The sequence below is a fragment of the Desulfobacula toluolica Tol2 genome (assembly GCF_000307105.1).
GTDB lineage: Bacteria > Desulfobacterota > Desulfobacteria > Desulfobacterales > Desulfobacteraceae > Desulfobacula > Desulfobacula toluolica.
The window spans coordinates 1,140,999-1,153,845 of record NC_018645.1 but is presented as its reverse complement, the minus strand read 5'-3'; the positions used below and the strand labels follow the sequence as shown (position 1 = coordinate 1,153,845).

The following is a 12,847-nucleotide window of genomic DNA, read 5'->3' as shown; positions in this document are numbered from 1 at the left end:
TTTTTTTTGACAAAATTTTGTGATCAGATTATTCTATTATGACTACGACGTGAAGGATTCATCAATGCCGGAAGTTTTTTTTGAGCAAAAAGCCTTTTTAGATATTTTCACCAAATTCCTGGATTCGATCCGCGAGCCTCTTTTGCTGCTTGATCCTGATTTAAAGGTTGTTAAAGCCAATCTCTCCTTTTACATGACGTTTTGTGTGAAACCTGAAAATACCGAAGGGGTATTAATATACGATCTTGGCAACCGGCAATGGAATATCCCCAAACTCAAGGAACTGCTTGAAGAAATTCTTCCCCAAAATACCGTATTCAATAATTTTGAAGTGGAACATGATTTTGAAATAATAGGGACTAAGGTTATGCGTCTCAATGCCAGAAGGATTTACAAAGACACAAAACATACCCAGTTGATTCTGCTGGCTATTGAAGATGTAACCGAACAGGAATATTATAAACGACATCTTGAAAAAATCGTTAAAAACCGTACTGCGCAGCTTGCTACTGCGAAACAAGAGGCGGAACAGGGGAAGCATGCCGCAGAAACCGCTCTGTGTGAAATAAAAGCGCTCAAAGAACAATTGGAAGCAGAGCGGGCGTACCTGAAAGAAGAAATCAAGCTTGAACATAATCATGAGAATATTATCGGCAACAGCGACGGGCTCAAATACGTCCTGTATAAAGTTGAGCAGATTGCGGACAGCAATACCACCGTACTGGTCCTTGGGGAGACCGGAACAGGTAAAGAACTGGTTGCCAGGTCAATTCACGGTTTCAGCAAGCGAAAAAACAGGTCGCTGGTAAAAGTCAATTGTGCGGCATTGCCTCCGAATCTTATCGAAAGTGAATTGTTCGGTCATGAAAAAGGGGCATTCACCAGTTCTAACCGCCTGCAGCTGGGGCGATTTGAGATTGCCGATGGTGCTACCCTTTTTCTGGATGAAATAGGTGAACTGCCTCTGGAATTGCAGTCTAAACTGCTTCGTGTTTTTCAAGATGGTGAATTTGAAAGGGTGGGAAGTTCAAAAACCATCAAAGTGGACGCAAGAATTATTGCGGCCACAAATCGAAATCTCGAAGAAGAAGTTGAAAAGGGGCGTTTTCGAAAAGATCTGTGGTATCGGTTGAATGTGTTCCCGATTACAATGCCCCCACTTAGAGAAAGAGTAACCGATATCCCCCTGCTTGTTGATTATTATGTCCAAAAAATATCCAGACGGCTGGGAAAAACCGTTGATCTTGTTCCCCAAAACGTAATGAGTACAATACAAAACTATCACTGGCCCGGCAATGTCCGCGAGTTGGAAAATGTCCTTGAGCGCGCTGTGATAAATTCTTCGGGCCCAAAACTGCACCTGGTTGATGACCTTGACAAGTCTTATAAACATTTAAGTAAAAATCAAAAAACACTGAAGGCGTTGGAACGCGATTATATCTTGGACGTGCTTGAGCAGACCAATTGGAAAGTCAGTGGTGCCAACAGCGCCGCCCAGATTCTCGGTCTCAACCGCAGCACCCTTCGCGCCCGTATGCGAAAGCTTAACATCGTCAAACCCTGATTTTTAATCCTGTCCTGCCATTTATTGACTGTCGTTCTGTCAGATCAATTGATTAATGGGTTATATATGACCTATTAATCAAATAAGACCTTTTCCTGGTCTTGACAGCATCGTATCAAAACAAACCCCCACAAGTGATTTATCTTAATAAATCAATATGATAGGAGAAGTGAGCCAAAGGTTACACACCTGGCACAATGATTGCGTTATATCCTTTTATTGAAGGTTTTACCCCCAGCAAATCGTATCATTTAAAAGGAAAAACTAATGAAACAAACAGATCAAAAATACAACTGTGACGTTTGCGGCAGTCAGATTGAAGTGCTCCGTGGTGGAGAGGGAAACCTTATGTGCTGTGGAGAAAACATGAAATTAGTTATGGAGCAAGCTGTTGATAATGATATGGTAAAAAAGGTGCCGATATTTGATATGATGAAAATCAGACCTGTATCAGATGTCGCCGGCACTGCACCGCTCATTGCTGAAAAACCGAATGTAACGGCATTAAAGGATCTTTTAATCTATGTGCTGACTGGATTGTCACAGGTTGTTCTATTCGGACAAAAATCAGACATTACCGATCATAGGATAAACAGGTTTACCGTCAAAGCCCTTTTCTCAACACTGACCGATGTCAACTATGATCCTGATCGATTTTTCAAGCTGATTCATGAAGCAGTTTTACTTCGAGATACCCTTAAATTAAAAATTCGAACCAATTTGATAGAAGGATTCCTGCCTGACGGCCCTGCCCGGTTTATGCCTTCATCTGGCCTTGAGAAAATGATCAAAATAGGAGAATCGGTCGGGATGCAAAATTACCGGTCAGATACACCGGATATTGCATTGCTCAAGCAAACCGCTCTATACGGGATAAAATGGCTGAGTGCCTATGCGGATCACGCCCTTAGAATTGATCAGGAAGATGATCGTGTTTATGCATTTATTCATGAAGGATTAGCCGCTGTTCAACGGACAGACTTGACCCTTGAGGACGGGGTTAAGCTTTCACTTAAATGCGGAAAAATCGTTCTAATGGCAGTAGAGATGCTCAATTCAGGCATGATACAAGCCTATGGGCGTCCGATTCCGACAAAAGTACAGTTTGGGGTTAAGAAAGGTAAAGCAATCCTTGTATCAGGTTATGATCTCAAAAATCTTGAGCATCTTCTCAAACAGACTCAAGAAAAAGGAATCACAGTCTATACTCACGGAGAGATGCTTTGTGCCCATGCATACCCCAAACTAAAAAAATTCAGCCATTTTTTCGGTCAGTTTGGTGTCGACCGGCTAAAACAGATATCGGACTTCTCAACTTTTCCGGGAGCAATATTAATGACCACCCGTTGCAGTCAAAGGCCCAAAAAAACAATCCAAAACAATATTTTTACATCGGGAATGGTTGGCTGGCCTGGTATTCATCATATTTCCGGATTCAGCTTCCAGCCTTTAATTGACAAATCGCTTTCCCTGCCCGGATTTTTGGAAGACAAAGTGCAAGGCGAGGTCATGGTTGGTCTTGCTGAAAACGCGGTTTTGAATGTGGCTGACATCCTGCCGGGATTATCTGCTCCTGCTTTCTTGTCTGAGAATATATTGGGAACGCTGGTCAAATCATTCGACATCAAGCCGGTCACCGCGCCTGACAGCGTTCAGATTCAGCCGGTATGAAAAAAACGCAAACGGCCGAAAAAATAAAAATTATCAAAACCGTCTGTGACAGAGACAAACAGATTAACACTTTAAAGAAAAGAGGCAATTATTGGTGACAAGGAAAAAAAAGACAAAGGAAAGCGGGAAGAGCAAAAAAAAAGAAAAGCTGACACAAAAAGAGAAACAAAATCAAAAAAAATGGTTTCCAGTACAGATTAACACTAATTTATGAGGTGATCGTAATGATCGTTGTCAGAATAACGCTAAACGTGCGTGCCGAAAAGCAAATGGAACTTTTACAGACCCTTCTTTCGTTGATCGAACCTGTTAAAAAAGAAAAAGGCTGCAAAAGCTACGCTATCTTTTGTGACATCAAAGACAAAAACAGTTTTTGTATAATGGAAGAATGGACAACCCAAAAAGATTTGAACCGTCATTTAAAATCGCTTCGATTCGGAGTTTTGCTTGGAACAAAACCTCTTTTACAAAAACCGCCAATTGTCCGGATTCACACCAAAGCCGGTGTTCAAGGAATGGCCGCTGTTGAAGAGGCCAGGGCCCAAGGAGGAGAATAAGATGAATATCCTGCTGATTTACCCGAAATTTCCCGAAACCTTCTGGTCGTTTACATACGCTATTGGTTTTATCGGGAAAAAAGCTGCGTTTCCGCCACTGGGGCTTCTCACTGTGGCAGCCCTGTTACCGGAAAAATGGTCTAAACGTCTGAAGGACATGAATGTCGACCGCTTGAAAGACGAGGATATTTTATGGGCAGACCTGGTCTTCATCGGCGGTATGGCGGTTCAGCGCAAATCCACCAGCCGGATCATAGACCGGTGTAAGTCCTTGAATGCAACCATTGTTGCAGGCGGACCGCTTTTTACATCGGAGCCGGATGCGTTCAAGACAGTGGATCATCTGGTCCTTGATGAAGCCGAACTGACATTGCCAAGTTTTTTGTCAGACCTTGAAAATCATCAACCCAAAAGAATTTACAGGGCCGAAGGGTTTTGTGATCTTACCCAAACGCCTTTTCCGCTATGGAATCTAATAAATATCAAGCGATATGCATCCATGAATATCCAGTTTTCCAGAGGCTGCCCGTTCAACTGTGATTTTTGCAATGTAACAGCCCTGTTCGGCCACAAACCCCGGTTAAAAACAACAGACCAGATCATTCTGGAACTGGATATTATTTATTCGCTGGGCTGGCGGGGCAGTATCTTCTTTGTTGATGATAATTTTATCGGCAACAAACGGTTTTTAAAAGAACAACTTCTGCCTGCCCTGGCCCTGTGGCGAAAGGATAAAAAAGGGTGCATTTTTTTTACGGAATCTTCCATCAACCTGGCAGATGATGAAAGACTTTTATCCATGATGGTAAAAGCCGGTTTTGATTCTGTGTTTATCGGGATCGAGTCCCCGGATGAGGTTGCTTTGAGCGAATGTCAAAAAAACCAGAATAGAAACAGAGATCTGCTGGACAGTGTTTCCATTATCCACCGATCAGGGCTGCAGGTCATGGGTGGTTTCATTGTGGGATTCGACAGTGATAAACCCTCTATTTTTCAGCGACAGATCGAATTTATTCAAAAAAGCGGGATTGTGACGGCAATGGTTGGAATGCTCCAGGCCATTCCGGGAACCCGGCTTTTTGAACGGCTTCAAGGGCAGAACCGTTTGTCAGAACAATTTTCCGGAGATAATGTGGACGGCACGACCAATATTCTTCCGCAAATGGGAATGGACACGCTTTTGAACGGGTATCAAATGATCATGAAACAAATTTATTCGCCCAAATACTACTACCGGCGGGTCCGAACCCTGTTAAAAGAACTCAAACCACCTGAGGTGGTTGAGCCTTTGGATCTTCAGCGGTTTTTATCCATTTTCCGTTCAGCAGTAAAGCTCGGTGTTTTCGGTAAAGAGCGCTTTCATTACTGGTATCTCATCATTTGGACGTTGATTCGAAAACCCAGGTGTATGTCAACCGCAATCACTCTATCCATATTTGGCTATCATTACAGGAAAATATGCGAACGATATATTTATTAAAAAAACCGCCTGCATAGACGGTATCTTTATAAAAGGAGTAACACCCCATGATAAATATCCAGCCGGATAACCTATCAATTTATATGAAGCAAATTAAAGAGGGAGGTGGCAAATTATCAAAATTTCTACGTCCTGGAAAGGCCTTAAAAATTCTGCTTGTACTGGCTGCCATTGCGTATCTATGCTTTGCATTTTTATTTGTGTATGTACAACCGGATGAATATGGCATCAAAGTGGTACGGGTGGGCTTGAACAGAGGTGTTCAAAAGCAGATTTATCATGCCGGACTCACCTTTGTAATGCCTTTTGGCCTGCAGCAGATGTATCGCCTGCCCAAAGGCATCCAGGTACTGGAACTGACCAATTTTCCCGAAACCGCCGCAGGTGGGGCCAGAAAAGACAGGGCCGCACACATCCAGACTTCGGATGGTTTTTTTGTAGATGTGGATGTGTCCATGCTTTACCACATCAAGGACCCCTACCTTGTGTTTACCACCATAGGTCCGGGAACCCTGTATGAAGACAACGGCATTATTCCCAAAGCCGAACCTGCCTTGAAAGAGACTCTGGGAAAGCTGACAACCGAAGAATTTTACAACAGTCCCATGCGGGTGAAAAAAGCTGAAGAAGCCAAGTACCAACTCAACATGGAATTAAATCTAAAGGGGATTGAGGTGGATCAGGTGCTGGTGCGTTATTTTAAATACAGCCCGGAAATCCAGAAAAATATTGAGGCAAAAAAACTCCAGGACCAGATGGTCTTTACTAATCGAGCCGCCGCCCGAGCCGCAAAAGAAGAAGCGCAGCTCAAAAAGATTGTGCAGGAAGGCATGGTGATTGCTGCAGTTGAAATGGAAAATGGAAAGGCGTATGTCACCCGGAAAATCGCGGAAAAGGATCTCTATGTCCGCAGCATTAAAGCCAATGCCGATCTTTTGGTAAAGCTTGCCGAAGCCGAACGGGTGCGTCTGAAAAATGCTGCCTTAAAAGGAATTGGTTCAGATCGTATGGTGGGATTGAAGATGGCCCAGGCATACAAGGGACTTGATCTGATCATCCTTCCCAGTGACGGGGCTCACGGGGTCAACCCATTGGATTTAAACAATACACTTCAATTGTTCGACGTTCGAAAGAGAGGTGAAAAATGAACCGCTTGTTAATTTTATTCATATACCTGATCCTTTTATTTACTTTCACCGGCTGTATGCCTCATACCACAGGAGAAACCGAGGTGGGGGTCAGGAGCCGTAAAATCGGACTGTTTGCGCCCAAAGGCGTGGAAAACCGGGTATATGCCCAGGGTTCCACCTATTTTTTTCTGCCGTTTATCAATGATTGGCATGTGTTTGACACCAAGCTGCAGAATCTGGAGATGACGTTCTCCAAAACCCGTGGAGACCGCAGAAGTCAGGATGACCTGTTATTTAAAACAACCGACGGAAATGATATCAGCCTTGACGTGATCATTGCCTACCGTATTGATGCCGCAAAGGCCCCTTATATTCTTCAGTATGTAGCAAGGGACGATACCATTTTGCGGGATACCATTGTCAGGACCGTTGCCAGAAGCAAACCAAGGGATATTTTCGGGGAGCTTAAAACAGAAGCCTTTTATGTTGCAGAGGCCAGGGAAACTCAGTCTAACAAGGCCAAAGCAGCATTGGACAAAATCCTTGGACCCATGGGAATTGTTGTGGAAAAAGTGCTCACCAACGACTACCGGTTCAACGCGGAATACACAAAGGCAATAGAGGACAAGAAAGTGGCTGATCAGCAGGTGGAGAAAAACAAATCCGCCCAGCACGCAGCACTTGAAGAATACAAGCGAAAACTGGAAGAAGCCAGGGGCGAGGTCAATAAGATGGTTGCAGATGCTGACGGCCAATACCTTAAGGACAAGATTGAGGCTGATGTTTACCAGGAGCAGCAGCAGCTTCTTGCCCAGGCCATTGAAGCAGAAGGGATTGCCGAAGCCAAAGGCATCCGGGAAATGAACAACGCCCTGGCAGGAGAAGGCGGCGAGATCATAGTGAAATTGAAAATAGCCGAAGCGCTTGAAGGAAAACGGATCATACTGCTGCCGGTGTCCGAGGGGGGAATGAACCTGAAAACCACAAACATCAATCGGTTGATTGAAACTTTGGGGGTAAAGGCTTTGTCAAAAAATTAAAATTTATTAAGAAGGAAGGGGTACTGTCTTTGACACTGCGCAAGGCACTTGAAGCAAAACCAAGAGAAATATTGGTCAAATAAGACCTTTGCCCTCGAACGCCCTTTTGATGGCACCATCGTAAGGGCGTTTGCAGTAGAAAAGATATGAAAGCATTGCATTCAACCCTTTTCAATGAAAATACAATAAAAAAGTATTGGCAGCAGTATTGTGGGTAGTCTTTTTAAGCATCCTTTTTTTGATAATTTATACGAGGAAGAACACATGGGACAATATAACCTGAAAAACCTCTTTGATCCACACAGGATCGCAGTGGTGGGTGCCAGTGAAACGCCTGGAACCATTGGCAATGCATTGATGAAAAACCTTATCTGCGGGGGATTTTCCGGAAGTTTGCTGCCGGTGAATCCCAAACATAAGACACTGCACGAACATGAATGTGTTCAATCCATTCGCGATCTTGATACAGAGGTAGACCTTGCCATTATAGCCACACCCATTCACAGCACCATTGATATAGTGCATGACTGTATTGAAAAAAAGGTAAGGAGCGCGATCATTATCTCTGCAGGAGGAAAGGAAATCGGCAAACAGGGCAGAGAGATAGAAACCAAGATACAACATGCCGCCTCTGCCGGCGGGCTTCGAATACTGGGACCCAATTGCATGGGAATTCTCCGGCCCGGTATAAATCTGAATGCCAGTTTTGCATCTGAAATGCCCCTGACCGGGAACCTGGGATTCGTCTCCCAGAGCGGTGCCATCTGTTCAGCCATTCTGGATATGGCCTTTAAGGAGCGCATTGGATTCAGCCATTTTGTCAGCATCGGTTCCATGCTGGATATCGATTTCGGAGACATGATTGATTATCTCGGTAATGACCCAACAACAAAAAGCATTTTATTGTATATTGAAAACCTGACAAATGTTCGCAAATTCATGAGTGCTGCCCGTTCGGTGTCCCGTGTGAAACCCATTATTGTGCTTAAATCCGGCAGGAGTCCTGCAGGTGCCAAGGCTGCAGCCTCTCACACAGGTGCCATGGCAGGAGAAGATGCGGTTTATGACGCAGCCTTCAAGCGTGCCGGCATCGTGCGGGTGGAGTCTATTGAAGAGCTTTTTGACTGTGCAGAGCTCATGGCCAAGCAACCGCTTCCAATGGGCCCCAGGCTTGCAATTCTTACCAATGGCGGAGGTCCGGGTGTAATGGCGGCGGACACCCTTGCCAAGTATGGAAAAAATCCTGGAGCACTTGATCCTGAAACCATGGCAGCATTTGACGCGTTCCTGCCGCCTTTCTGGAGCCGGGATAACCCCATCGATATCCTTGGGGATGCATCTGCCCGAAGATTTGGTCAAGCCATGGAGGTCTGCTTTAATTCAAATAATCTGGATAGCATCCTGGTTATTCTGGCACCCCAGGCCGTGACTGATCCGCTTTCAGTGGCCCAAGCTCTTATCAGTGCCTTTAGCAGCCGCAAATATCCGGTCTTTGCCTGCTGGATGGGCGGCAAACAAATAGAGGCGGCTGTTAATGCGCTGAATGAAGCCGGGATTCCGACCTATGATACTCCGGAACGGGCGGTTCGGGCGTTTTTATATATGGTTGAATATGCGAAAAATCTTGAAATGCTTTTGGAAGTTCCTCCCAAAATAATCGGGAATATGGATTTTGACCCTGAAAAAGCCAGCAGTCTTATCACCGGAGTAACAGATTTCATACCCGAAGCAGATGCCGCAGAAATTCTCAGGGCATATGGCATGCCCATGATCAGGATAAAAACTGCAAAGACAGAATCAGAGGCTTTGAGTATCGGCCGGGAAACAGGATTCCCCCTGGTAATGAAAATCATGTCCCCCGATATCATTCACAAAACCGATGCCGGCGGTGTCCAGCTTGATTTGCGGAGCGATAAAGATGTTTCCCAAGCCTACAACCGGATTATTTCCTCAGCCGCCAGGTATAACCCTGATGCAAAAATTGAAGGCGTAACAATCCAGCCCTATTTGCCTAACCCTGATTTTGAAATTTTATTGGGTGCCAAGCGTGACCCCAATTTCGGCCCGGTGATCCTGTTCGGAATGGGCGGAATTTATACCGAAGCCTTAAAAGACAGGTCTCTCGGGCTTCCTCCCATGAATCGCCTTCTTGCCCGGCACCTCATGCAGGAAACCAAAGTATATGCGTTATTAAAAGGATTTCGGAACCGGCCGGCCGCAGACATGGAAAAACTCGAAGAAATGATCATCCGGCTCTCCCAACTTCTGATTGATTTCCCTCAAATTGCCGAACTGGACATGAATCCTGTTCTGATCAAGGACGGCAGTCCTGCAGCAGTGGATGCAAGAATACGGATTTCCCCCATTGATGTGCCGTCCTCCCTGCATCTGGTCATCGGTCCATACCCTGAAGAAAATGAGTCTCATATGAGAAGCAGCGACGGCCGCAGAATTTTTATTCGGCCGGTCAAGCCGGAGGACGCCCCTATTTTTACGGAATTATTCAAAAAACTTACCCCTACAACGATTTATTTCCGTTTTTTCGGAAGATTAAAAGAGTTAAAGCCCAAGCTTCTGGCCCGGTTCACCCAGATTGACTATGATCGAGAGATTGCCTTGGTCGCCCTGGATGAAGATGCTCAAACCGATATCCTGCTGGGGGTAGCCAGAATCATCAATGAACCAGATGGAGAGACCGGTGAATTTGCCATTCTGGTGGGAGATACCTGGCAAGGCAAGGGCATTGGTTCAAACCTGTTGAAAAAATGTCTGTCTATTGCTCAAAAACATGGATTAAAAAAAGTTCACGGCATCGTTTTAGCGCAGAACAGGAATATGCTGGCGCTGGGGAAAAAACTGGGGTTTGACATCAGCAGGGAGCCTGGCTCCAGCGACAATCAACTGGTCATCCATCTGGGAGATAACGTATCATGATATTTCTGGGAGAAAAACCTATATTGCCATAACGGATGGTTTTTTACGATTGGACAGGAAGATCAAGCAGATTCTGAATATTATTGAAATATAAACACTGTGAGAGCCAAAAAACCGCCCGGAAAAAGGATTCCGGGAATCGCAAAAAAAGAATCATACTATTTAAGGGAGGAATTATGAGAAATTTAAATTTCATCAGATGTTTTTTCATCGGACTGTTTCTGTTTGTCTTTGTTGCCGGGTGTGCCGGAACATATCAAAAGGAAAGCACAGGCGAATATATAGATGACAGCGTGCTGACCACCAAGGTCAAGACAAAAATATTTAATGACCCTGAACTCAAGGTACTCCAGATCAATGTTGAAACTTTCAAGGGAGTGGTACAGCTGAGCGGGTTTGTAAATTCAGCCAAGGCCTCTGCCAGAGCGGTGGAAGTCGCACGCTCGGTAAGGGGCGTTCAATCGGTTAAAAACAGCCTTGTCATCAAAAATTAATGTTAAATCGAAATCAAAAATACCGAATTAATTTTGGTCAGGTACTTACCATACCCAAAATAAAAATCGTCTGCACCATCAGTGACACACCCGGGATGATTCGCAAATTGATTGCAGTCGGTATGCGGATTGCCCGATTGAATTTTTCTCACGGGACACATGGCGAGCATGAAAAAAAAATCTGAATAAAGTTACGATGTCTGTAAAAGGATGAAAAACTTGCTCTGGAAACAGCCAAAGAACACATAGAATAAAAATGAGGAATATTGCTGATGGGAATCTTTGCACATTTAATTAACCTGCAAACAGACTGCAATTTCTTAATCTATAGATTAATATCAGATCTGTAAAATAAAGAAAACAACATAAAAAGGAGAATCACCATGAAAGTATTCAGTATGAAAATAATTCCGTTATTATTGGGAACTTTGTTCCTGTTCGGGTGTTATGCCCGACAGCAGGTTCATTCTATTCCGGACTTTACCGCAACCCAATTTGATTCAAACGAATATGCTTCTGCCGTGGATAATTTTTTGATTATTATGGATGCATCAAGCTCTATGGATGATGATTACATGGGGAATAAAAAATTTATCATTGCCCTTGAAATAATAAACCGCCTGAATCTGACCCTGCCGGAACTGTTGCAAAACGGAGGCCTTAGATCTTTTGGTCATGACAAGGCTGTATCTGAAAAAAATACGGTTCTTTTTTACGGCATGGAACCCTATTCCACAAAGGCACTGAAAGAAAAGCTGAATCTGATAAAAACCTCTGGAGGAACAAGTCCCATGCATTCGGCTTTGACTGAAGCCGGGCAGGATCTCAATGGCGTTTCCGGCAAAACCGCAATGGTTATTATCAGTGACGGCCAGGAAGCATACGGAATGGGGCATTCCATAACCCTGGCAGCGGCTCAGGCACTTAAGAATCAGCTGGGCCCAGGACTTTGCTATTATCCTGTCATTATTGGGGATAATAACAAAGGAACAGATCTCATGGAAAAAATCTCCGGTATGGGTGAATGCGGATTTGCCACAAATGCGGATACGCTTTTGACAGGTGACGGCATGGCACGGTTTGTCAAAGATGTTTTCCTTACTCAAAAAACAATTAGGCCGATGGCTCCCAAAGACAGTGACAATGACGGCGTTACGGATAATATGGACAAATGTCCGGGAACCCCTCATGGAACCATGGTAAATGCTGACGGATGTCCTCCTGTAACACAGAAGCCTGCCCCAGCCATAACCGAAACTTTGAATGCACAAGGTGCCTGGGTGATTGATGAGGCCTATTTTGATTTTGATAAAGCTGTTGTCAAACCCTCGGCCTTTGAGTTCCTTGACAATATTGCAGAATTTTTAAAAAACAATCCTGAAGTTTTTATTAACATCAATGGTCATACAGACAATATTGGAACCAAAGCCTATAATGATGTCCTGTCCCTGAGACGTGCCGAGGCAGTAAAGACATATCTTACAAACAAGGGGATAGAGAAAAACCGGTTGGCTTGCCAGGGATTTGCATTTTCCAAACCGGTAGCTTCCAACAAGACAGATAAAGGCCGGGCATTGAACCGACGTGTTGAGATTTATCCTGTAAAATAGACAGACATTTAAAACAGTTCACGGTATCGTTTTAGCGCAGGACAGGAAAATACCGGCACGAAGGTCTTTTTGGGGCACTATGTCTTTTGGACCTTTTCCCTGACCCTGACAAGTCAAATAATGAATTTTGATTGTAACCATTGAATATCAATTTAACAAAGGGAGAACAGATCATGGATCTTATGCAGTTCGTAATCACTTTAGCAATTATCGGGGCACTGCTGTGGGTTGTAAATGCTTATATCCCGATGGACAGGAAGATCAAGCAGATCCTGAACATCGTCATGGTGGTTGCTGTAGCACTATGGGTGTGCAACCTGTTCGGCGTGTTTGATTTCTTTCAAGGATTTCACATTGGCAAATAACC

General features: G+C 44.3%; 11 protein-coding genes. All 11 read left to right on the top strand.

The window, feature by feature from the left end:
* Positions 1–64: 64 nt before the first annotated feature.
* On the top strand, positions 65–1,564 hold the full coding sequence (locus TOL2_RS05350) for a sigma-54 interaction domain-containing protein (RefSeq protein ID WP_014956496.1): 1,500 nt from the start codon (positions 65–67) through the stop codon (positions 1,562–1,564).
* A gap of 267 nt (positions 1,565–1,831) precedes the next feature.
* Positions 1,832–3,235 carry a hydroxylamine reductase (hybrid cluster protein) Hcp gene (locus TOL2_RS25400; RefSeq protein WP_014956495.1) on the top strand — a complete coding sequence of 468 codons (1,404 nt, stop codon included), beginning with the start codon at positions 1,832–1,834 and terminating at the stop codon, positions 3,233–3,235.
* 224 nt (positions 3,236–3,459) lie between these two features.
* Positions 3,460–3,792, top strand: a complete 333-nt coding sequence (locus tag TOL2_RS05340) for a putative quinol monooxygenase (RefSeq protein WP_041279299.1) — start codon at positions 3,460–3,462, stop codon at positions 3,790–3,792.
* Between the two features lies 1 nt (position 3,793).
* On the top strand, positions 3,794–5,272 hold the full coding sequence (locus TOL2_RS05335; RefSeq protein ID WP_014956493.1) for a B12-binding domain-containing radical SAM protein: 1,479 nt from the start codon (positions 3,794–3,796) through the stop codon (positions 5,270–5,272).
* A gap of 47 nt (positions 5,273–5,319) precedes the next feature.
* Positions 5,320–6,420 carry an SPFH domain-containing protein gene (locus TOL2_RS05330; protein WP_014956492.1) on the top strand — a complete coding sequence of 367 codons (1,101 nt, stop codon included), beginning with the start codon at positions 5,320–5,322 and terminating at the stop codon, positions 6,418–6,420.
* Positions 6,417–7,442: a prohibitin family protein gene (locus tag TOL2_RS05325; protein ID WP_014956491.1), complete on the top strand. Its 1,026-nt coding sequence runs from the start codon at positions 6,417–6,419 to the stop codon at positions 7,440–7,442. Before TOL2_RS05330 ends, TOL2_RS05325 begins: the two co-directional genes overlap by 4 nt.
* A gap of 264 nt (positions 7,443–7,706) precedes the next feature.
* Entirely contained in the window at positions 7,707–10,376 is a 2,670-nt protein-coding gene (locus TOL2_RS05320; protein WP_014956490.1) for a bifunctional acetate--CoA ligase family protein/GNAT family N-acetyltransferase, read from the top strand.
* 176 nt (positions 10,377–10,552) lie between these two features.
* Positions 10,553–10,870, top strand: coding sequence for a BON domain-containing protein (locus tag TOL2_RS05315; RefSeq protein WP_014956489.1), 318 nt, complete (start codon positions 10,553–10,555; stop codon positions 10,868–10,870).
* Positions 10,870–11,055 carry a pyruvate kinase gene (locus tag TOL2_RS05310; RefSeq protein ID WP_041279298.1) on the top strand — a complete coding sequence of 62 codons (186 nt, stop codon included), beginning with the start codon at positions 10,870–10,872 and terminating at the stop codon, positions 11,053–11,055. The genes TOL2_RS05315 and TOL2_RS05310 overlap by 1 nt, the downstream gene beginning before the upstream one ends.
* A gap of 198 nt (positions 11,056–11,253) precedes the next feature.
* On the top strand, positions 11,254–12,480 hold the full coding sequence (locus tag TOL2_RS05305) for an OmpA family protein (RefSeq protein ID WP_014956488.1): 1,227 nt from the start codon (positions 11,254–11,256) through the stop codon (positions 12,478–12,480).
* Between the two features lie 173 nt (positions 12,481–12,653).
* Positions 12,654–12,845, top strand: coding sequence for a Thivi_2564 family membrane protein (locus TOL2_RS05300; protein ID WP_041279297.1), 192 nt, complete (start codon positions 12,654–12,656; stop codon positions 12,843–12,845).
* Positions 12,846–12,847: the final 2 nt, after the last annotated feature.